The organism is Ferdinandcohnia sp. Marseille-Q9671 (assembly GCF_976954385.1).
This window is the reverse complement of record NZ_CDRJTA010000003.1, coordinates 224,468-246,444: the sequence shown is the minus strand read 5'-3', so window position 1 is coordinate 246,444 and position 21,977 is coordinate 224,468. Positions and strand designations below refer to the sequence as shown.

Here is a 21,977-nt window from a genome sequence, read left to right as displayed (position 1 = left end):
AAAAAAAATCCCCCTGAAAGCTAGGAGGATTAACATTTTACTTTTTTAACAAGTCTTCTCTTAAAGGAGTAAATGTATCTAGTAGGATTCCTTCTTCTAGTGCGACAACACCATGTTTATGGTCTCCTGGAATAAAGATGGTTTCCCCTTGAGAAACTGTTTTTTGTTCACCTTCAATTGTGAACTGGAAGCTTCCCTTCATGACATAGGTAAGTTGCTCGTGTGGATGGCTATGTTGGTATCCTTCCGCACCTTTTTCAAAGTGCACCTCCATCATCATAACCGTTTCCCCTGGTGGGAATATCTTTCTTTTTACCCCTGGTTCTGCTTGTTCCCATTCTCCAACCATTTCGTACTCCCCCTTATTATGTATTCCCTTTCATTATAAAAGCATATATACCTTTGTCAAAGGCATAGACGACTTTTCACTTCTATTGATTGTTACCTTACTTTCGGATTATTATGGTAAGATATGATAAAAAGGTAAGACTCATATACGATTACGAATTACGGTAAGAGGAGACTACGGAAATGAAAAATAGGAACAAACTCTTCACACTACTTATGATCATGCTATTAGTTGTGTTAGCGGCTTGCGGCAATCTATCTGAAAAGTCTACTTCGCCACAAGAGGAAAGTACAACACAAAGCTCAAAAAACTCTGAAGTAGATTCAACAACTGACTCTTCTAGTGATGATACGCAAACTGAACAAGTACCTACAACAGACGAAGAAAACGAAGAAGTTGCGGACGAAGGTAATAGCGATAGTGATGTGATAGATAGCAAAAAGGAAGAATATCTCCAAATGCTTGATGAGATTGAGGCAGAATTACAAAATAAGCCAATAGGTGAAACACAGATTGAGATGGAGCAGTTCGAAACAGAAGCCTATGAAATCTGGGATGATGCCTTAAATAAAATCTATGGAGCGCTAGAGACACAGCTTCCTCCTGATCAAATGGAAAAAGTACGAGAAGAACAACGCAAATGGATTAAACTCAAGTATGAGAATGCAAGAAAAGAAGCAGCACAATACGAAGGTGGTTCAATGGAGTCATTAACGTACATAGCAACACAAGGAAAAATGACAAAAGAACGCTGCTACGAATTGGTTGAAAATTATATGTAGTTAATGAGGTTGTGGGACACGGGGACAGGTTCCCTGACCCAAAAAGGTGTCCAGTTGGACACCTTTTTTACGTATATAGTTTGGGACGCGGAACCTGTCCCTCTGACCCACTCCATCTGCTAGTCAACATCAAATAGTAGTTCATCTTTCAGAGTTTTTTGAGCCATTAGGTAATCTAAGCTACGGAAAGTATAGCCTTCCTCCCGCAAATCATCGATTGCTTTCTCCAACGCTTCTGCATTGTCCCTCGAAACAGTATGCAAGAGTAAGATTGCCCCAGGGTGAATTTGTTTCATGATGTTGTTATAGGCATATTCCCAACCTCTTTGGTTATTGATATGCCAATCAACGAAAGCTAACGACCAAAACACGTTTTGGTACCCAAGATCCCTTGAGAGTCCAAGCGTTCTTTCACTGAATACGCCTCGTGGCGGACGTAAATATGTAACATCTTGTCCTGTAAGTCTTTTCGTTTCTTCCCTTACGGAATCTAGTTCTTTTCTAAGTCGCTCATCACTTACTCTTGTTAAATCAGGATGATACCATGAATGATTTCCGACAATATGCCCTTCTTTTGCCATTCGTTTCACAAGGTCAGCCTGGTCCTTTAGATAATGACCAGTTACAAAAAACGTCGCAGGTACCTTTTTCTTTTTTAAGACATCAAGGACTTTTTCTGTATAGCCATTTTCGTATCCATTATCAAAGGTTAGATAAATATCCTTTTTAGTTGTATCACCAATATAAAATGCATCATATTTTTCTAATAGTTCGTCATACTCTTCTCCCGCTGATGCCGGTTCATGGTTCTTACTTTTTTTGAACCCCCAATGGATAGGCGCATTTGAGTATGCTGCTGCGTGGTGTGCACCGACTAATGAAAAGGTAACAGTAAAAAAAAGAAGTAAGCCACATAGCCTTTTCAAAAATAAAACCTCCCAAACTCCGTTAGTAGTAGAGTTAGTTTTTACCACATTTAGGGAGTTCATGCAGGGAATAGATTACCAAAAAAGTTTTTGAGGTTATGGGTATAATTTTTTGACTGATGTTTTTCAAAAGCTACTCTCTTGTCCAATCATTTTGTGCTCCTAGAGTTCAACTTTTATTTCATTTTGATTGTACTCTACCAATTCCACATGATTCTCAACTTGTATCGTTTGCGTAGTATCGTTTATTGTTTGCTCGTAGACAGCTTCTACTCGTTCTCCAACTAATATCCCCGCATCATTCACAGTGAACGCTCGTTTGATACTCTTAAAATTCATGTTTTCATTATAGGCTAAGGAATTTTCTAACGATCCTATTACATTGAGGCCAGCATTTTCTTTTTTTGCTTTTTCAAGTTGTTTCTTAATTTCGGAAATATTTTCTTCTTTTAAAGATGATAGATAAGAGTCCTTATATGTTACTTCATATTGTGTGACGTTATCTTTTATTTTCTTATTTACGTTTTTAATGTATTCGTTTGGAAGGTCTACTTCCATAAGTAAATTCACACTTTCAGGATAATCTGTTACTGCTTCCTTCACACTTTGCCATTTTGGTTTATTTGGTAACACCTCATTATCAGTTCCAATATAATGATGTTCCTCATTTACCATACCAAACCGTTGATATTGAATTTTATCTTTTTGGATACGTTCGGTCACTGTATTACTATCTGATTCACTGATTATGAGTTTTGTATACCAGTCCACATATTCATCCGTAACTACAAAAACACCTTCCGTCACTTGTGTATGTTTGTTCGTTTCATCTTCCACAACATTACGATACGAAAATGAACCATTTTCAAGTTTTTTGGATTGGGCACTTGCTTCTTGAATAGATGCTAGGTGAGCATTCATTTCTTCCTTATTTGAACAGGCTGTTACAAGGGCTAGTCCAAACACAAGAAAGACAAATACTACATTCTTCATGATTTCCCCCTCATAAAAAAGAAATGGCGTGTGAAAGTCACCCGCCATTTCGCTATACTTTTTACGCAAATACGCGCTCTTTGAACTGTTCAAGTTTCTCTAGAGATGATTTGTCAACATCTTCGTGTAAGCTGTTGCCATGTGAATCCATTGTTACGACGGCAGTAAAGCCTTCAACAGATAAATGCCACATTGCTTCCGGAATACCAAATTCCATAAGGTCAACACCATCAACAGATTTGATGCAGTCTGCATAGTATTGTGCAGCTCCACCAATTGCATTTAGGTATACCCCACCATGTTCTTTAAGGGCAGCCAAAGTTTTTGGTCCCATTCCGCCCTTACCAATTACAGCACGAATTCCAAACTTCTTCATGATATCACCTTGGTAAGGCTCCTCACGAATACTTGTTGTCGGGCCTGCTGCTTTCACATGCCAGTTACCGTCTTCATCCTTTAGCATTACTGGACCGCAGTGGTAGATGATTTGTCCATCTAAATCAACTGGAGCATCGTTTTCAGATAGATGCTTATGGATCGCATCACGACCTGTAAACATACGACCATTGATCTTTACAACGTCTCCAACCTTAAGTTCTCTAATTTGCTCCTCCGTGATTGGTGCTTGTAGAACAACCTCACGGGTTTCTGATTTTACCTCTTGTACTTCTTCTTGCTCTTTAGAGAAGTCGATTTCTTCTCCTTCTTGGTATAACCAGTCCTTGATATCACCAGACTCTGCATCCAGAGTGACACCTAGACGACGATACGCCCAGCAATTGTACGCTACAGAAACAAAGAAGCTAGCAGGGATACGGTGCATTACTCCTACTTTACAACCTAGTAATGTTGTTTCACCGCCGAAGCCCATCGTTCCGATTCCAAGCTTATTTGCATTTTCCATGACATACTCTTCAAGTTTACGAAGGTCTTCATTTGGATTCTCGTCTTCAACCGAACGGAAAAGCTGTTCTTTTGCTAGTTCGTAGCCAGAAGTACGGTCCCCACCGATTCCAACTCCGATAAATCCAGCACTACAGCCTTGACCTTGCGCTTGATATACAGAATGCATGATACATTTACGAATTCCGTCTAAATCACGACCAGCACGACCTAGTCCTTCTAGTTCACATGGTAAGCTGTATTGAATATTTTTGTTTTCACAGCCGCCACCTTTTAAAATAAGGCGGATATCAATGTACTCTTTTTCCCATTGCTCAAATTTAATAACAGGTACACCTTCACCAAGATTATCCCCACTATTTTTACCAGTCAATGAATCTACTGAGTTTGGACGAAGCTTACCGTCTTTCGTTGCTTCTACAATTGCAGCACGAATGGCTTCTTTAATTTTTAATTGGTTGACCCCAACTGGAGTTTTCACCTTAAAAGTTGGTAGACCTGTATCCTGACAAATAGGTGATACGTTAACATCTGCCATTGAAATATTATTGGTGATTGTTGAAAGAGACATAGCAGCACGAGTTCCCGCACTTTCACTCGCCTTTGCGCGAGCAACCGCTCTTCGAACATCCTTTGGAAGTCTTGTTGATGTCTCTACAATTAACTTGTACATACTTTGTTGCAACTTATCCATCTGTATTCCCCTTCCCTTACATCCCCATAATCAAATACGCCTTGGCGTATTTACGCCCAGATTTTTTCGAGCTTGCTCGAAAACATTCCTTTAAAAATCTGTGGCATCCGCCGGAGGCATTAACTATATCCAGTTGACTGCTGGATATAGTTATACAATAAATTATTTATCTATAATCACAATTTTCATTATACTCCTATCTATTTTTTTCGAAAAGAGATTTGCAAACGATTCCAGATTATTCTTTTGGGTCAGGGGGACAGGTTCCTTGTCCCACCATTGGAAAAAAATCAATCATTACATAATTGTTCTCTAGCATGTATAATCAGAAAATGGGAGTTGAGATACGTGAATAAAAAAGACATTGCGAACATTCGAAAGCAATTTAAATTAGATAATCAGTACTTAGCGATTAAGGAAATTTTTAATGTATATGTAAAAAAAGAGTCTGCCGAAATATATCATCACATTTGTCAGCCGTTTGAGTTATTGGAGCAGGAAGCTCAAGAATTATTTTTAGCGAATTTTAAAAAGGTGTTAACTGGTCAACAAGATACCAAACTGTTTGAGTTAAAGTTCCGTCATGATGTGGAAGATAGTACACAAACGATTCTCTATGATGGTTTACGTTTGGATACAACTGAAGAGTGGATTGAACAGATGCTTCAAATCGTATGCAAAATGTTTGCGCACTCCGTTTATGACTTTGATTCAGTAGTCACTTTTATCCGTGCAGAGTATAAAAAGCCTACTAGAAGACGTAGTGAAGAAACGGAAGAAGGCGGTTCTGATGAGGTTTATTATAGCCCCCTCATTCTTTGTACGGTGAACAAAATTGATCAGCCTAAGAAGTCATTAGTGTTTGATTATGTTGAAAGAACGTTTAAATCAAATAATATGGTTGATCCAGTTATTAACTTGGCATCTCCACTTACTGGTTTTCTTTTTCCAGCCTTTAATGATAACTCAGCGGACGTGAATCATATTCTCTATTATTCTGGAAAGCCAAACGAGCCAGATTGGAACTTCATCGAAGAAGTACTTCAATGTGAGGAAATCATCACGGCGCAGGAAGAGAAGTTTGGATTTGAGCAAATCTTAAAAAATGTGATTGGTGACACAGTCGATTCAGAGGTCATCTCGAACGTCTATGAAGAAATCGATAAATTTGTTCAGGAAAAAGAAGAAGAGGAAGATAGCGAACCACCAATGTTAGGCTATCAAGACGTGGAACGCATCTTAACGGTAAGTGGTGTTGAAGGTGTCGATACCGCCAAAGTGGAGCATGCATTTAAAAGTGTAATTGACGATGAAAAACACGAATTTAAAGCAAAAAGCTTAGTTCCAAAATCAATTAAGATTGAAACTAAGGTTGCAAATCTAACGTTGAATCCCAAAGACCTAAAACATGTAAAATACATCATGTTCCAGGGCAAACGTTCATTATTACTAGAAATCGACGAAGACGTCGTTGTAGAAGGATTGACTCTCGAAACGAAGTCATTTTAAGAGGAAGGGGGCGGTTTTTAACGCTCCCTTTTTATGTTTGTAGAAAAGCTACTACCGGCAATTCATCAAATAAGATAATAATTTATACCTTTTATATGCCTTCATATGCCTATTTTTCCCTTTCAACCGTACGAATAGCACTCTTGCTTACCTTTACTTGGCTATTTCTTCCTCGTGAAGGTATGATTAGCACTTTTGCTTACCTTCACTTGGCTATTTCTTCCTCGTGAAGGTACGATTACCTCTTTTCCTTACCTTCACTTGGCTATTTCTTCCTCGTGAAGGTACGATTAACACTTTTGCTTACCTTCACTTGGCTATTTCTTCCTCGTGAAGGTACGATTACCTCTTTTGCTTACCCTCTTCTGGCCATTTCTTCCTCGTGAAGGTATGATTAGCACTTTTCCTTACCCTCACTTGGCTATTTCTTCCTCGTGAAGGTACGATTACCTCTTTTGCTTACCCTCACTTGGCTATTTCTTCCTCGTGAAGGTACGATCAACACTTTTGCTTACCTTCACTTTCCTATTTTTCCCTTACGAAGGTACGATTAAGAATACACTTTCTTATTCTCCCTTCCAATCCTTCTTAAATTGATCGTATTTTCCTTCTAGGTCATCAAGCATATTGATTAAGCGGTCAATGTCATCCAGATCTGTTGATTCAGGATCCATTGAATCAATCACTTCTAAAAACATATTTAAGCGATCTTTCAAATACTTTAATTGTAAGTCCTTATCGTGAATCGCGTTTCCCAAATTGCAACTTTCCCTTCTTTTTTATAATAGTCTAATTAATAGTAGTAAAAGGTCCTTATATTGACAACTCTATTTATTTTCATTACAATTCCTAAGGCGATTACGGTGTTTCACCAAATCCGTATTAGAAGGAGTTACATAATGTCAAACATACATTCTTTCACCCAAATCTCTCCTGCACATGATCCGTGGGAGGCTTATTTAGATGTTGAGCAATATGGCTCAATGCAGCTGACAAATGTTGAATTTACCACCACATATCTTTGTAATATGAGATGTGAGCATTGCGCGGTTGGTTATACTCTACAACCGAAAGACCCTCGCGCACTACCTCTAGATCTTTTGCTAAAGCGCCTTGATGAAATACCTAAGCTGCGCTCAATAAGTATCACCGGTGGCGAGCCAATGCTTTCATTAAAATCAGTAGATAATTATGTGGTTCCTTTATTTCAGTATGCCCATGAGAGGGGCGTTCGTACTCAAATCAACTCAAATCTCACACTAGACTTAGCCCGTTATGAAAAAATAGCTCCTTATCTAGATGTACTTCATATTTCACATAATTGGGGCACGATCGATGATTTTGTAGAAGGCGGATTTGCCATGATGGAGAGAAAGCCTTCAATTGAACAACGTGAACGTTATTTTCAACGAATGATTGAAAATAGTAAGGCCCTATCGAGAGCTGGGGTTATGGTATCGGCAGAAACGATGCTGAACAAACGGACACTCCCTCATTTGCACTCCATCCATAAACAAATCGTGGAGGAAATGGAATGTAGTCGACATGAGGTTCATCCAATGTATCCGAGCGACTTTGCTAGTAATCTTGAGGTTTTATCACTTGAAGAAATACGAAGTGCCATCCATCATCTATTGGATATCCGTAATGAGGACGTATGGATGTTATTTGGAACATTACCTTTTTATGCCTGTAGTGATAATGAAGAGGATCGTTCTTTGTTGAAGCGCCTTTATTCTAGTAAAAATGTAACGGTACGCAATGACCCAGATGGTCGTTCTCGCTTAAATGTTAACATTTTTTCTGGAGATATTATCGTGACAGACTTTGGAGATACGCCATCACTCGGTAATATATTATCAACGTCTCTTCCGGCGGCCTACGAGAATTGGAACCAAACGAATATCGCAAAAGAACTTAGCTGTCACTGTCCTGCAGTCAAATGCTTAGGACCAAATATCCTTGTAAAAAATGCATATTACAAGGAGCAGGATTTTACGAAAAGACATTCCAAAATAGAAACTACCGATGTGTTATAAAAAGACAACACAGGTCGTGATGAAGACATTTTTACTGCATTAGACTATCATAAGCTGTAACTAAACGTGGAAATTGCTTTTTGTTACTAAGAATTCCGTGTTCACACTTAAAGATTTGGTACTTATATGCATAATTGCGCCTTCGTTACATGGAATTGCACCTATATTTGCATAATTGCGCCTTCAGCAGGAATTATTGCACCTTCAGCGAGATTATTGCATGTTCCGTAATTTCAACCTTATAAAAAGGCCCGCTTTTTGCGGAGCCTTTTTGTTTTCTCTTTATTTCGGGGTGTCTGATACGAGGAAGCCATAGGAGACATGGTCTTGTACTGGAATCCAAGCGCCGATTCCTTGGTGGGTTACATTTTTAACAACAATGGATTTTTTACTTCCTTTGAGAACGAGGTAAACCTCTCCATATGTAACCTTCCCTTTTTCATTTACCGCTGGCGCATAGGCATACAGGTAACCTAGTTTTTTCGGTGGTACGTTATAAACTTGATCTTTCTTTGTACCGCCACCAATAATCGTTTTAAAGGAAAGTGGTAACTTAGAATTCTTCGCAGCTTCTATCAGCATCATTTTTTTCACTTCTTCTGCATCCTGAATCTCTGCTGTTAATCCACCTTTTACAATCTTTTGTACTTCCTGCTTGTAGTGGATTTGGAATGGAGACTTCCCGCCACGATTATCATAGTAATTTGTATTAATTTTTTCATATTCCCAATTCGCACTAGTTTCAGACGATTCATAGCTTAACGGCCACTGTCCTAGGTAGATTGTTGCGCGATACCCAATCCCTAGCGGTGTCGTTTGAATGGCTGACTCATTTAAGATTCGAATTAATTCTGGGTTTTCTATTTCCACATCTGCAGTGTTGATAAGCTCCTGTGTAAGCTTACTTGGCTGGAGATACGGTAAATCCTGTGTTGGATTTGGATACGTATTGTCCTGCGAAATGTCTAATACAGAGCTTGGAATCTTGGCTTTAGTAGCTTTTTCATTCTTCGCTTTATCGGTACCTTCTGCCATTACTGTTCCTGCTACATTACACAACATAAAAAGAATGGCAACTATAAAAAGAACCTTACGTTTCATAGACGGTACTCCTTTCCTTGGCTTTGTGCTTAGTGTTTTCGAAGTTTTTATAGATTATCCATCCTTTTATTAGCAATTTAAAATAGTATCCGACAAGAACAAAGGCGCAAGCGCCTTGATCAGCCCCGACAAGCATAAGATGATTTAGAATAGAAGGTGCTCTTTGCCTTCAATTCTAAATTAGCTTATGACCTCGAGGGGCTAGGCGCTGTAGCTGGACGCGGATAGACTACGTTAGGAATTATCCACATGGTTGGATGTTATAATTTCCCTAACAATAAAAAAACCTCTAGAAAGTTTATCTTTCTAGAGGCTCTTTCGACTTACTATTCTCGCCGGTACATACCTAACTCTTTACTCCCCTCAACATAAGCTTCTCAAAATATGGGAAAAAGAATTGGATGATCGGTCCAATCCCGACTGTTACAATCAGTGTTCCAATTCCAATTGGTCCACCAAATAGCAATGCCAATAGTAAACCCGTTGCTTCAGCAATTGTTTTGGCAACCCCGACTTTTAACTTAAATCTTTTGCTAATCGCAAGCATTAAGCCATCAAGTGGTGAAAGCGGAAATTTAGCTTGAAGGTAAATTGCAATTCCGAGCGAAGCAACAACTAAACCAATCAAGAGTGTTAGTATTTTAATGAATAATCCTTCAAGAAGCCACTCACCCATAACTAGGAGTAACCAAAAATCAATAAAAAACCCAATTAGAATAATTGTTCCAATTGCTAAAAAATCAGGTCTAGTCTTTAATAAAAGTGCATTAACCAACATCACAAGAATGCCGACTATAATGACCCAATTTCCCACAGTAAGCCCAATGGTTTGAGATAACCCTACATTTAGCGCATCCCAGGCCCCTGCACCAATATCCGCTACAATCATTAAGCTAATTCCCAATGATAAAATAAACAAACCAATCGTAAAAAAAGCAATCTTCCGTAAAATCATGTTGGAGCTCCTTTAAGTGTAAAGTTTTGTAACAGAGCCTAACTCTTTATAACATTTAGTAAAACATTGCTTTTTATTATAGCCTCCACTTAAAAATTAAGCGATATTTTTATCATTTTTTAAATTAATTTGAATATTTTTAATCTTAAGTAAATATTATTAAGTATACCTTATTTGAAGGAGGGATAAAGAGACCATACCTTTAGCGGAGGGGGTATGCTATCGATTTGCAGGACGAAGTGAACACCTTTGAATGTTATCCCTTATTTAAAAGTACTTAACGTGATGAAAGTGTAATCTGAACCTAAACGACTCTGTGTAGTTTCCGCTACACAGAGTCGTTTTTTTTGCTTCATTTTCACGATTCAACAATTTCAAACGTTTCAGCAATCTCAATGCTTCCCTTTACGGATTGTGCCATGGGGCAATTTTTATGTGCGACTTCAATGGACTGTTTAATTTTACTTTCATCGAGATGAGACCCTTTGATTACATAATGAAGATGGATTTTTTCAACCCGATTGGCCTTCGCTTCATTTCGTACAACCTCTGTTTTTATGGCGATATCCTCTACCTTCATTCTCTTTTTCTCAAGAATAATCCGGAGTGTTCCACCACTACAAACGGCAATAGATGAAACGAGTAATTGATATGGTCTAAAACCATGTGATTCATTTCCCGCAACATCCAATCTACCGTATTCTAGATCCGTATAAAACCCAACTTCCTTCATATGAAAATTCATGTAGAAATCCCCCCAGCTCGTTTATGTATTTCTAGTGTACTCATAATCAGTCTTTATGAAATGAGAATCAAATGCGCCTTGGCGTATTTGCGCCCGATTTTTTTGAGCAAGCTCGAAAAATTCCCTCTGAAAAATCGTGGCATCCGCCGGAGGCTTTACTTTATTCAACCAGGTATTGAAACCACTACTAAATTGTATACTCTTATTCATAATTCTGCCACCTGCAGAGTGGAAGAGTTCTGCTGAATAAAGTTAAATCTTTTTCATTTTCAATCTCGCATTAATTTTGTATGATTAAGAAGGAATTTATATGGAGGAAATCAACATGAAATTACGCTTCTGGATATTAGTTAGTATTGTAGCAATCTCAGGGTTTAGTCAAGGAATGCTTCTCCCACTGATTGCAGTTATCTTTGAAAATAGTGGATTGTCATCTACTTTAAACGGTTTAAATGCAACTGCTCTTTATATCGGGATCTTACTTGTCTCACCGTTTATGGAATACCCTCTACGCAAGTATGGATATAAACCTGTTATTATCTTTGGTGGGTTATTGGTGGTACTTTCACTAGCACTGTTTCCATTATGGAAGTCTTTTTGGTTTTGGTTTGTTTTACGTTTATTAATTGGGATTGGGGACCACTCTTTGCATTTTGGAACACAAACGTGGATTACCTCTTTTTCACCAGAAAATAAGCGAGGAAGGAACATTTCCTTATATGGGTTATTTTTCGGACTTGGCTTTGCCGCAGGACCATTAATGATGCCATTGGTAAATATCAATGAGACGTTGCCCTTTATTCTGTCTTCTGTTTTGTGTTTAATCGCATGGTTCTTTTTATTTCTTCTAAAAAATGAATATCCTGACCAAGAGCTAGGTGTGAATTCTATTAAAGAAACAATTAGTCGATTTTCAAAGGCTTGGAAGTATGCATGGGTTGCTTTTCTCCCACCATTAGCTTATGGATTTTTAGAATCTTCTCTAAATGGAAGTTTTCCTGTATATGGGTTACGGATCGACCTTGATGTTACATTCGTATCCATCTTATTAACATCCTTTGCAGTTGGAAGCATCATTACACAACTTCCCCTTGGAATCCTCAGTGATAAATTTGGTCGAAGAAACATCCTAATGATCGTTCTCTTTCTAGGATTCATAAGCTTTACAACGGCTAGCTTTCTTGAACACTCAACTATTGGACTTTGGCTTTGCTTTACGATCGCGGGAATGGCTGTTGGCTCCACGTTCTCTCTCGGAATCTCGTATATGACAGATTTAATGCCTAGAAATCTACTACCTACAGGAAATCTTCTTTGTGGGATCTGTTTTAGTGTTGGAAGCTTAGTTGGTCCATTTGTAGGCGGCTTATTCATTCAATTCTTTGAAACTATTAGCTTCTTTACGATTATTGGGACAATATTGCTTATCATCTTTATCGTTATCACAGTTTTTGGAGCAAGGCTTGGTACCGAAACAGCTGAACAAAATTCATAAAATCTTGTATACGGCCTCCTACTAAGGGAGGCATTTTTTATTTCCTATGATTTTCTGCCTATTTTTAGAATTTTAATTGACGTTTTTGAATTAACTGTTATATAATACATTATAATAAAATACACTGTATTAAGACAGATAAGAAAGATAAAAACTAAAATATAAGGAGATGGGAAGAATGAGCAGACAAGAACGTAAAAACATGATTGAATTTATTGAGAAGGTAAAAGGCTTTGATAAGATTTCACTTATGTATATGACAGACGCTGATATTGAACATATCTATAACACTACGTATTTTCATTTTGAAGAAATTGCTGAGTAAAGATGAAAGAACAAAATCGCAAGTCCTCGAAAGTAAACGTCCACTAGAGACTGCCACGTCCTGTGCAAGTACGACAAGGAACCTCGAGGGGCTTGACGCGCTGGAACTAGATGTCGAAATAAAAATCTACAGTTCAGAAATTTTAGATTTACCGAACGACAAAACTGCACCTCTACAGGTGCAGTTTTTAGCTATTTATCGTACTTTAGATTTTTTGAAACCATCATATACACTGATTGAAGCTGTTACGATAGTTGCTACAATGGCAGTAAGTATGACCCATGTTTCAAACTGATTTGCATTCGTAGAGAATAAATTCGTCATATATGAAACAAATTCTTGGTTCATGATTTTTGGATGTAGTACGATCACTATTAATACAATGGTTGATAAAGACTGAAGAGCTGTATTTACGAATGCCATTCTCCTTGTCCATTGCCCTTTAATTAATTGATATAGGTAATACGCTATTTCAAAACCTATTATTAAGACAATGATTGGCCAAAATGATAACAATACTTCTTGATTTAATGCTGGAGTCACAAATGTAAGGCTATCGCCTCCACCTTCATAGATACCAAGAATCTGATTTGCGTAAAAATAGAGTGTTGCCCAAATCGCAGTCCACAAAAGACCTCCAAAAACCTCAAACTTTGAGATTCTCTTTTTCTTCGGTATATACGCTATATTTTTCAAATCATCGGGTGTCCATTTTTGTAGACTTGATGTCAGTGGCTCGTTGTCTTTTCCTTTATCCGTTCGCTCAATAATAGCAAAAACGATTGTAAACCAGAAAAATGTTTGGATTCCCACATCTATGATTCTCCAAATACCAAAACCAGCGACGTCTAACAACACATTTAATAGAGCTTCTTCACCTTGGTAACCTATAAAATATTCAGCAATCACAGAAATTAATGCAATCACAGTTGCAATCGGCAGGATCATTTTTAATAATGCAACATACACATCAAAATACCTTGGTCCAATGAGATGCATTGGCTGCTCTACATATCCACTAGCCATTTTCACGGGACTACCTAGTTTTCCAAGCACTTCCTTTACATCATCTTCACCGTATTCATCAGGTAGCATATCCTCTATCGTTGATTGTAGCTCGAGTGCAATATCCTCACGATTCTTTTCAGGCAACCTGCGTGTTACTTCCTGAATATATACTTCAATTAAATTCACCTTCATCCTCTTCTTCCCCCTTTAATAATTGATATAGTTCTTTCGAATTTTGAATCCATTCTTCTTTTAACTGTAAAAAAATCTCTACCCCATACTCACTTAATACATAGTACTTACGAGGTCTACTCTCTGTTGTATCCCAACTACTAGTAACCAACTCTTGTTTTTCTAATCTTCGAAGCAATGGATATAAGGTACTTTGATCAATTGCAATTCCTGAACCTTCCAATAACTGAACGAGTGAATATCCATACTGGGGCGTTCGTAATTGACTTAACACCGCTAATGTCAAAGTTCCTCTCCTAAGCTCTGTCGATAAAGAATTTAATAAATTACTCATTCCGAACCCTCATTTCAATACTATGTGTTATACAGTATTTAACTTATACTATGTATCATACACTATTGTTGTTACGCAATCAATATAAAATAGACACTCTCTGATGAAATACTTAATTTAAAATAATTTTAAAAAGGCACTTTTATATTTGAGGCATTGTGTTATAATTAATAATAATTATAAAGTAAAAATAAATAAAATGAACTGCTGCTATCAGAATCGATTGCAGTTTTCTTATTTTATCAGCATATTGATTGTGATTCCCTTTCTCAATTACGGTAATTACATTGATATGAATTCTCAATTAAGGTAGTATAAATGATTATTTTTCTCAATTAGTAACTGGAGGCGATATAATGAATACAGAAATAAAAGCTGCCCCACGACAAAAAAGCATGTATAAACTAGAAGGCGAATCCTCACCTTTCTTTGATAAGTTGAAGCTTCATGGAGAATTAATAGCAGCACTAACGAGTGGTGTATTAATTGCTATTGGTTGGATGTTAGCTCATTTTGACTACAATACCTCCTCAATTGTTACGTATATACTTTCATTTGTGATTGGAGGGTACGCAAAAGCCAAGGAAGGAATAACTGACACTATCGCGGAAAAAGAACTAAATGTTGAAATGCTCATGATCTTTGCTGCGGTTGGTTCTGCTATTATTGGATACTGGAATGAGGGCGCAATATTAATCTTTATCTTTGCATTAAGTGGTGCCCTTGAAACGTATACGATGAATAAAAGCCATAAAGAAATTTCGTCACTAATGGAACTACAACCTGAAGAAGCAACACTTGTTAAAAATGGCGTCGAGAGTGTCGTACATGTTTCATCCCTTCAAATTGGGGATTCCATTTTGGTAAAGCCAGGAGAACGTATTCCAGCGGACGGTACGCTTTTAAAAGGGGAAACAAATGTAGATCAAGCGGCAATTACAGGTGAATCAATTCCTGTTCGCAAAACTTTTGGTGATGAGGTGTTTGCTGGAACAGTCAATATGCGTGGATCCATTACCATTGAAGTGACAAAACCAAATGAAGATTCCCTGTTTCAGAAGATTATAAAGCTTGTTCAATCTGCACAGAGTGAAAAATCACCTTCACAGCAGTTCATTGAAAAGTTTGAAGGTACCTATGTTAAGTTTGTCTTACTTGCAGTTGGATTAATGATGTTTCTTCCTCACTTTTTACTCGGATGGACTTGGACAGAAACATTGTATCGTGCCATGATCTTACTTGTTGTCGCATCCCCGTGTGCGCTTGTTGCATCGATTATGCCTGCAACCTTATCAGCCATATCAAATGGGGCAAGACGCGGAATCCTGTTTAAAGGTGGCGTTCACTTAGAACAGCTCGGAAATTTACAAGCAATTGCCTTTGATAAAACAGGTACATTGACAAAAGGGAAACCTGTTGTAACTGATGTAATTGCGATGGACTCAATGGATTCAAATGAATTTTTACAAATAGTTGCTTCCATTGAAAATCAATCTACACATCCTCTTGCACAATCGATTGTGTCACATGCAAAAGCTACAAATAGCTTAGGTCTTCTGCCAATAGATGGTATTGAGGACATGCCTGGATATGGAGTGAAAGCCACGGTCGATGGGACTAGTTGGTTAATTGGTAAATCTGAGTTTGTTGGAAAAGAAGCAGCGGAATCCTTTCAAAAAGGAATTGCAAGGCAATTAGCATCAGAAGGAAAAACAATCGTATATGTAAAATGTGATAACGTGATTTCAGGGATTCTTGCCCTTAAGGATGTAGTCCGAGATGATACAGTCTCAGCAGTTTCTGATTTAAAGGAATTAGGCATCTACACAGTTATGCTAACAGGTGACGGTGAAAAAACAGCTGAAGCAATTGCTGCTGAAAGTCATGTTGATCAACATATCGCTGAATGTTTACCTGAAGCAAAGGTGAACCACATTAAGGGGCTTATTTCGAAATATAATACGGTGGCCATGGTCGGTGACGGAATTAATGACGCACCCGCATTAGCTACTGCAAGTGTTGGAATTGCGATGGGTCAAGGTACAGATGTTGCTCTTGAAACAGCTGATGTGGTCCTAATGAAAAATGATCTGCCACGAATTGCTGAAGCCGTAAAACTTTCAAGAAGAATGAATCGAATTATCAAACAGAATATCATTTTCTCCATTAGCGTGATTATGCTGTTAATACTATCGAACTTCTTTCAATTTATCGACCTTCCATTCGGTGTCATTGGACATGAGGGAAGCACCATTCTCGTAATCTTGAATGGACTTCGACTTTTAAAATCATAAGAAAAGGACTTGACCCTAATACATGGTCAAGTCCTTTTTCTTTTAGTGGTACCCGTTGCTACCGTTAGCAGATCCACTTGTTTTTTGCTTTGGACTATTTTTCTTTCCCTTTTGCTTTGTTCCACCGTCTTTTTTGGACATCATAAATGCCTCCTTGTGAAAACTTATTTGCACATTTATTATCCCTCGCTATGAATGGTTCCATTACGGTAACTTACGGTAATTAACGTCCAGACCGAACTCTTTTGCAATTGATGATGGCGTTAATCTCGCCTCCGAGGATGATGATCATACCAGATAAATAAAACCAAATCATTAAGACAATGATACCCCCTAGGCTTCCATATGTGGTTGAGTAGTGGCCAAAACTATTCACATAATAAGAAAATGCGAGGGACACAAACATCCAGCCAAAGGTTGCAAAAAAGGCACCTGAAATAATTTCTTTCAATTTCAATTTCCGGTTTGGTGCGACCCAATATAGAAATGTAAACACAATAAATAAAATGGCAGCACTCACAATCCAGCGAATACCATTCCAGATATCTAAAAATTCATCAGACAACCCCATAGTTGAAAAAATAAACACTCCAATCTGTTTCCCGAAGACAGGCAACAATAAAGCCACAATGATGACAAAAATCATACCAAACGTTAATAAAACCGAAAGTCCCCTTGTCACAAAGAAATTCCGAGTTTCTTTTACATCATACGCTCTATTAAAAGCACGAACAACTGCATTGATACCGTTGGAAGCAGACCAAAGTGTACCAATGATCCCTACGGATAAAAGCCCACCCTTATTGGAACCTACAACAACAGTAAGTGTTTCTTCTATTTGTTCCATTACTCCCTCAGGAGCATATTGACTGACAAAGGCTAAAACATCAAGCTGTGTGATTGGTAAATATCCAATTAACGTAACTAGAAAGAGTAAAAACGGAAATAAGGACAACAAGAAAAAGTAGGCAAGTTCAGCTGAAAGCCCCCCTACCTCATCTTCCTTATACCGCAAAAATAATTCTTTAATAAACCGCAAATCTAAAGTCCGAATTTGGGCCATTTTTTCACCTCTCTATATTATCGTCCCTAATTACCTCCGTTTTATGAATAATTGCGTCCTTGGTATCCTTTACAGCTTCTACAAGTTCAGGTGTTGTTTCAACGATTTCATTGACCTTAGAGGTGACGATACGGACATCTTCGGCGACCTGTTCGATGGTCGTCCGAACAGTATTGAATTGTTCCTTTACAAGTTCTGTATAGCCCTGAGGATTTCGCAGGACATCTACAGTTTTTTTACTAACTCTTTTACTAGTATGTAAAAATGACTCTCTTGTTTCCTTATCGAATAAAGAAATCGCAGCACCAATTACAGCACCAATCAACATACCTTCCACCATTTTGTTTCGCTTCGTCATGGAATCTACTCCCCTTTAACCAAATTTTCCTTTTTGATCGTTTCTAACAGCCGTTTACAGCCATTACTTACAAGCTCATACACTTCATCAAAATTTCCAGTGTAATATGGATCCGGAACATCCGTAACCTTACTTTCATCAACAAAGTCGAGTAATCTTTGGATCTTTCCTGTTTTTTCGAGGCCGGCCATCTTTCGCAAATTCCCTACATTTTCAGAGTCCATTGCAATAATATAATCAAATTGACTAAGTTCCTCTTTCGTCACCTGACGAGCTTTAATGCCTTCAAAAGATACATTATTTTTTGTAAGGATAGTCTGTGTTCCTTCATGCGGTGGTCTGCCAATATGCCAATCTCCAGTTCCCGCAGAGTCGATTTGAATGTACTCTGAGAGACCTTCCTTTTTTACCAAATCACGAAAAATAGCTTCAGCCATTGGTGATCTACAAATATTTCCTAAACATACGAACAATACTTTTATCATGGTCAAAATCCTCCTACATTTGTTGTTTTTCTATATTCATTATGTAAGTCTTTCCGGTATACTTGCCCCATTCCATTGTATACTTTTAACCCACCCATTCCAATACTTATGGAAGCGGGCTATTAATGAGTAAGAAATTAAGGCAAAGGATATTATTCTCTTAAAAACGTGATACAATAAGCTTACAATGAAAACCGAAAGGATGAGAATATGGATCTCTCACATAAGTCAGTTGAAAACGTAGAGTTTATGATTGAAACGATCAAAGAAAAGTTAAAAGTGCTTAATCTTGGTGCCATTAAACCATCACATTTTGATGAGGAAATGTATGAGGAATTAAAAGATATTTATGACCTTGTTATGAGAAAAAACTCGTTTAGTCCAAACGAAATGCAAGCACTTGTAGAAGAACTAGGAAACTTACGTAAAAATAAATAATACATACGAAAGGCGGCCAACTATGGTCGCTATTTTTTTGGTTGGAATTTAATTTCCGAAATTTCAGTCAATAACCCTTACGTTCTGCATATATGTATTACAAGAGGCTCTTTTTTTGGTCAAACTGCTTTGTGCAAGTACCAAGCATCGATAAGGGGGAATACACTTGGTAGGACTTTGGCTAACACTCATTGGAATGTCCGTATTGTTTTTTATCTCTGCCGGATTCTTTATCTACTTCATTTCGTCGTCGATGGATACCGATGATTCAAAAAGAATAGACCCAATTCCGAAAACAAAAAAATAATGAGTACAAAAAAAGCCAGACCTAAAAAGGTTTGGCTCATTATTTTTTCAGATGATACACAACCGATTCATATGGACGTAGTGTAAGTCCTTTCGAAAGGTCTGTCTGTGAATCGTCATAATTGGAAAGTAATAAATCGGGTATGTACCCCTTGATATCTAGGCTTGGTGGAACTTCAAACAATGTATCTTCCCCGTAAAAATTGTTTACCACTAGGAGCTTCTCATTTTCACCATTACGTACATATGCAAAGATCCTAGAATCTTCCTCAAGTAGCAACTCATAATCTCCATACGTAATAATATCGTGCTCTTTACGCAGCTTGATCAATTTTTGATAATGGTAAAATACGGAGTTCTTGTCCTTTAATGCATTTTCCACATTGATGGTTTGATAATTTGATGCTACATTGATCCACGGTGTCCCGCTAGTGAATCCTGCATGTTCACTTGAATCCCATTGTACAGGTGTCCGAGAATTATCTCTTGATTTATGTTTCAAGATCTCGATAATCTGCTCGTTACTCATACCCTGTTCTCTTTTTATATTGTACATATTAGTCGACTCTACATCTCGATACTCTGAAATATCATCAAACTTCGGATTTGTCATCCCAATTTCTTCACCTTGATAAATATACGGAGTTCCCTGCATCATATGAATGGTCGTTGCAAGCATTTTTGCTGATTCTATTAAATACTTGTCATCATTTCCATATCTCGATACAATCCGAGGCTGGTCATGGTTGCACCAAAACAGCGCATTCCAACCGCCACCCTTGTGCATCTCTACCTGCCAAGTTGAAAGAATTCTCTTTAATGCAAGGAAATCAAAGTCAGCAATTGTCCATTTATCTCCGTTCGGATAATCCACTTTTAAGTGATGAAAATTGAAGGTCATACTTAATTCTTCACGTTCTGGATTTGAATATTTGATACAGTCTTCAATTGTCGTCGACGACATTTCCCCGACTGTCATACTGTCGTATTTCGAGAACACCTGCTGGTTCATTTCATGCATGAACTCGTGGACACGTGGTCCATCCGTATAAAATTTACGCCCATCCCCTGGAGGAACCGATCCATCATCGTCAGGAAAGCTTTGATCTTTTGAAATAAGATTAATAACATCAAGACGGAAACCATCTACGCCTTTTTCAAACCAAAAGGTCATCATGTCATAAACCTTTTTACGAACCTCTTCGTTTTCCCAATTCAAATCAGCTTGTGTCACATCAAATAAGTGAAGATAATACTGTCCTGTTTGTTCATCGTATTCCCACGCATTGCCTCCAAATTTTGACTCCCAATTGGTTGGCTCATGGCCATTTTTGGGATCCTTCCATATATAGAAATCTCGGTATGGATTGTCCTTTGATTTTCGCGACTCGACGAACCATTCGTTTTCTGTCGACGTATGATTAACAACGATATCCATGATAATTTTAATGCCACGCGTGTGTGCTTCTTCAAGCAAACGATCAAAGTCCTCCATCGTTCCATACTCTTCCTGAATAGCAAAGTAATCACTAATATCATACCCATTGTCCCGCTGAGGAGACTTATAAATAGGCGTTAACCAAATAACATCAATCCCCAATGTCTTCAGATAATCTAGCTTTTCAATAATTCCTTGTATGTCACCAACACCATTGCCTGTCGTATCATTAAAGCTCTTCGGATAAATTTGATAAACCACGGATTTCTTCCACCAAGGTTGTTTCATTTCCTACACCACCATCTAAAATGTTATTCAGTTATGTAATTTGAAGGAATTCTACCTTACAATGTATATACTTCAGTTAGTATTTCATAAACAAAGCGAAGTTATTTAGAATCATTAGTAGTTTAACTTGTATATACAAGTTAGTCAAATGAAAAAAGCCCCGTATTGGCAACACGATTTTTGTGTTCTACGGGGAGGCTGTGTACGTTTTGTTGTATACTCTTGTTACAGAATTAAGAGATGAGTGATCGTTTTTGAGGTTTCTTGTCGATTGGGCTTCCATCTTACCGATGGGTGAGCAATTTTCGGGTTACAGGTTGTATAAAGTAACTCATTTAAATCATACTATGCCGTTTTTAATCCCACACAGCGCAAAATGTCTGACACCCAGGTGATTTTTGCTTGGAGGCAGTATGCTTACTGTCACTATTTCCAAAATACTGTCACTATATAAAAAATACAGCTGCTATTCTTGAAATACTGTCACTAAGCCGAGATTTACTGTCACTAACTGAATCTCGCTAAAAATTCTCTTTTTCCTCCTGTAAGACTTCCTGCAAAACTGTCGCATGGTTATGTTTCTCGTCCTTCGCCCCGTATAGGAGAGTAACTTTTCCATCCTTCAACATTTGTAAGACAACGTTAATAGCTTGTCTCTTTTCAACTTCACTACGCAACTCTTCTATATAATGCTCCTTGAAATCTTGAAACCTCTCCGGCTTGTGGTTGAACTCTTTTCTCAACTCCGTACTCGGCGCTATCTCCTTCATCCAAGTATCAAGTTTCGCGTATTCTTTTGAAATCCCTCTTGGCCAAATACGGTCTACTAGGATCCGTTTTCCATCCTCCTCATTAGCTTGTTCATATATTCTTTTTAGCACCAAATTTTTGATCATGCTCTCTCCTTTCTAAAAAGAAAAGGACAAAACGCAATGTTTTGGCCTTTTCGGATTACTC

Annotated in this window: 24 protein-coding genes; 8 read left to right on the top strand and 16 right to left on the bottom strand. The window is 37.8% G+C overall.

The window, feature by feature from the left end:
* Positions 1–37: 37 nt before the first annotated feature.
* The gene (locus ACWNMY_RS13945; protein ID WP_449538871.1) at positions 38–349 is read right to left on the bottom strand and encodes a cupin domain-containing protein; all 312 of its coding nucleotides are present in this window, start codon (positions 347–349) and stop codon (positions 38–40) included.
* Positions 350–531: 182 nt separating this feature from the next.
* On the opposite strand from ACWNMY_RS13945, the gene ACWNMY_RS13940 reads away from it, so the two are divergent.
* Positions 532–1,131 carry a lysozyme inhibitor LprI family protein gene (locus ACWNMY_RS13940; protein ID WP_449538870.1) on the top strand — a complete coding sequence of 200 codons (600 nt, stop codon included), beginning with the start codon at positions 532–534 and terminating at the stop codon, positions 1,129–1,131.
* Between the two features lie 119 nt (positions 1,132–1,250).
* Here ACWNMY_RS13940 and pdaA read toward each other — a convergent pair whose 3' ends face one another.
* The 3 genes from pdaA to ACWNMY_RS13925 all read right to left on the bottom strand — a co-directional run bounded on the left by pdaA (position 1,251) and on the right by ACWNMY_RS13925 (position 4,647).
* Entirely contained in the window at positions 1,251–2,057 is an 807-nt protein-coding gene (gene pdaA / locus ACWNMY_RS13935; protein ID WP_449538869.1) for a delta-lactam-biosynthetic de-N-acetylase, read from the bottom strand.
* 162 nt (positions 2,058–2,219) lie between these two features.
* Positions 2,220–3,050, bottom strand: coding sequence for a hypothetical protein (locus ACWNMY_RS13930; protein WP_449538868.1), 831 nt, complete (start codon positions 3,048–3,050; stop codon positions 2,220–2,222).
* A 61-nt stretch (positions 3,051–3,111) separates the two neighbouring features.
* Entirely contained in the window at positions 3,112–4,647 is a 1,536-nt protein-coding gene (locus ACWNMY_RS13925; protein WP_449538867.1) for a fumarate hydratase, read from the bottom strand.
* 348 nt (positions 4,648–4,995) lie between these two features.
* On the opposite strand from ACWNMY_RS13925, the gene ACWNMY_RS13920 reads away from it, so the two are divergent.
* The gene (locus tag ACWNMY_RS13920) at positions 4,996–6,156 is read left to right on the top strand and encodes a DUF4317 domain-containing protein (protein ID WP_449538866.1); all 1,161 of its coding nucleotides are present in this window, start codon (positions 4,996–4,998) and stop codon (positions 6,154–6,156) included.
* Between the two features lie 566 nt (positions 6,157–6,722).
* Here ACWNMY_RS13920 and ACWNMY_RS13915 read toward each other — a convergent pair.
* A complete protein-coding gene (locus ACWNMY_RS13915) occupies positions 6,723–6,914 on the bottom strand; it encodes an SE1561 family protein (RefSeq protein ID WP_449538865.1) in 192 nt (63 codons plus the stop codon).
* Positions 6,915–7,055: 141 nt separating this feature from the next.
* Between ACWNMY_RS13915 and yfkAB the strand changes: the two genes are divergently transcribed.
* Positions 7,056–8,195, top strand: a complete 1,140-nt coding sequence (gene yfkAB / locus ACWNMY_RS13910; RefSeq protein WP_449538864.1) for a radical SAM/CxCxxxxC motif protein YfkAB — start codon at positions 7,056–7,058, stop codon at positions 8,193–8,195.
* A 282-nt stretch (positions 8,196–8,477) separates the two neighbouring features.
* Here the strand turns inward: yfkAB and ACWNMY_RS13905 are convergent, their stop codons facing one another.
* The 4 genes from ACWNMY_RS13905 to ACWNMY_RS13890 all read right to left on the bottom strand — a co-directional run bounded on the left by ACWNMY_RS13905 (position 8,478) and on the right by ACWNMY_RS13890 (position 11,206).
* Positions 8,478–9,296: a YfkD family protein gene (locus ACWNMY_RS13905; RefSeq protein ID WP_449538863.1), complete on the bottom strand. Its 819-nt coding sequence runs from the start codon at positions 9,294–9,296 to the stop codon at positions 8,478–8,480.
* Between the two features lie 346 nt (positions 9,297–9,642).
* Positions 9,643–10,251, bottom strand: coding sequence for a YczE/YyaS/YitT family protein (locus ACWNMY_RS13900; RefSeq protein WP_449538862.1), 609 nt, complete (start codon positions 10,249–10,251; stop codon positions 9,643–9,645).
* Positions 10,252–10,609: 358 nt separating this feature from the next.
* Positions 10,610–10,996, bottom strand: coding sequence for an OsmC family protein (locus ACWNMY_RS13895; RefSeq protein ID WP_449538861.1), 387 nt, complete (start codon positions 10,994–10,996; stop codon positions 10,610–10,612).
* A gap of 21 nt (positions 10,997–11,017) precedes the next feature.
* Positions 11,018–11,206, bottom strand: coding sequence for a hypothetical protein (locus ACWNMY_RS13890; RefSeq protein ID WP_449538860.1), 189 nt, complete (start codon positions 11,204–11,206; stop codon positions 11,018–11,020).
* A gap of 115 nt (positions 11,207–11,321) precedes the next feature.
* Between ACWNMY_RS13890 and ACWNMY_RS13885 the strand changes: the two genes are divergently transcribed.
* Both ACWNMY_RS13885 and ACWNMY_RS13880 read left to right on the top strand, forming a co-directional pair.
* Complete coding sequence (locus ACWNMY_RS13885; RefSeq protein ID WP_449538859.1) at positions 11,322–12,491, top strand: MFS transporter; 1,170 nt, start codon at positions 11,322–11,324, stop codon at positions 12,489–12,491.
* A gap of 178 nt (positions 12,492–12,669) precedes the next feature.
* Complete coding sequence (locus ACWNMY_RS13880; RefSeq protein WP_449538858.1) at positions 12,670–12,816, top strand: BH0509 family protein; 147 nt, start codon at positions 12,670–12,672, stop codon at positions 12,814–12,816.
* 195 nt (positions 12,817–13,011) lie between these two features.
* Here ACWNMY_RS13880 and ACWNMY_RS13875 read toward each other — a convergent pair whose 3' ends face one another.
* Positions 13,012–14,010 carry an HAAS signaling domain-containing protein gene (locus ACWNMY_RS13875; protein WP_449539130.1) on the bottom strand — a complete coding sequence of 333 codons (999 nt, stop codon included), beginning with the start codon at positions 14,008–14,010 and terminating at the stop codon, positions 13,012–13,014.
* Positions 13,997–14,350 (bottom strand): PadR family transcriptional regulator, encoded by a 354-nt coding sequence (locus ACWNMY_RS13870; RefSeq protein ID WP_449538857.1) that lies wholly within the window; start codon positions 14,348–14,350, stop codon positions 13,997–13,999. Before ACWNMY_RS13870 ends, ACWNMY_RS13875 begins: the two co-directional genes overlap by 14 nt.
* A gap of 356 nt (positions 14,351–14,706) precedes the next feature.
* Between ACWNMY_RS13870 and ACWNMY_RS13865 the strand changes: the two genes are divergently transcribed.
* Positions 14,707–16,644, top strand: a complete 1,938-nt coding sequence (locus ACWNMY_RS13865) for a heavy metal translocating P-type ATPase (protein WP_449538856.1) — start codon at positions 14,707–14,709, stop codon at positions 16,642–16,644.
* Positions 16,645–16,867: 223 nt separating this feature from the next.
* On the opposite strand, the gene ACWNMY_RS13860 is transcribed toward ACWNMY_RS13865, so the two are convergent.
* The 3 genes from ACWNMY_RS13860 to ACWNMY_RS13850 are packed head-to-tail and all read right to left on the bottom strand — an operon-like array spanning position 16,868 to position 18,550.
* The gene (locus tag ACWNMY_RS13860) at positions 16,868–17,707 is read right to left on the bottom strand and encodes a YihY/virulence factor BrkB family protein (protein WP_449538855.1); all 840 of its coding nucleotides are present in this window, start codon (positions 17,705–17,707) and stop codon (positions 16,868–16,870) included.
* 4 nt (positions 17,708–17,711) lie between these two features.
* On the bottom strand, positions 17,712–18,065 hold the full coding sequence (locus ACWNMY_RS13855) for a YtxH domain-containing protein (protein ID WP_449538854.1): 354 nt from the start codon (positions 18,063–18,065) through the stop codon (positions 17,712–17,714).
* Positions 18,066–18,070: 5 nt separating this feature from the next.
* Positions 18,071–18,550 (bottom strand): low molecular weight protein-tyrosine-phosphatase, encoded by a 480-nt coding sequence (locus ACWNMY_RS13850; RefSeq protein WP_449538853.1) that lies wholly within the window; start codon positions 18,548–18,550, stop codon positions 18,071–18,073.
* Positions 18,551–18,760: 210 nt separating this feature from the next.
* Here ACWNMY_RS13850 and ACWNMY_RS13845 point away from each other — a divergent pair, with 210 nt between their 5' ends.
* Both ACWNMY_RS13845 and ACWNMY_RS13840 read left to right on the top strand, forming a co-directional pair.
* Positions 18,761–18,988, top strand: coding sequence for a DUF1128 domain-containing protein (locus ACWNMY_RS13845; protein ID WP_449538852.1), 228 nt, complete (start codon positions 18,761–18,763; stop codon positions 18,986–18,988).
* Between the two features lie 166 nt (positions 18,989–19,154).
* Positions 19,155–19,295, top strand: a complete 141-nt coding sequence (locus tag ACWNMY_RS13840; protein ID WP_449538851.1) for a hypothetical protein — start codon at positions 19,155–19,157, stop codon at positions 19,293–19,295.
* Positions 19,296–19,334: 39 nt separating this feature from the next.
* Here the strand turns inward: ACWNMY_RS13840 and treC are convergent, their stop codons facing one another.
* Together treC and ACWNMY_RS13830 are read right to left on the bottom strand one after the other, a co-directional pair.
* The gene (treC, locus tag ACWNMY_RS13835) at positions 19,335–21,020 is read right to left on the bottom strand and encodes an alpha,alpha-phosphotrehalase (protein WP_449538850.1); all 1,686 of its coding nucleotides are present in this window, start codon (positions 21,018–21,020) and stop codon (positions 19,335–19,337) included.
* Between the two features lie 521 nt (positions 21,021–21,541).
* The gene (locus ACWNMY_RS13830; protein WP_449538849.1) at positions 21,542–21,916 is read right to left on the bottom strand and encodes a DUF488 domain-containing protein; all 375 of its coding nucleotides are present in this window, start codon (positions 21,914–21,916) and stop codon (positions 21,542–21,544) included.
* Positions 21,917–21,977: the final 61 nt, after the last annotated feature.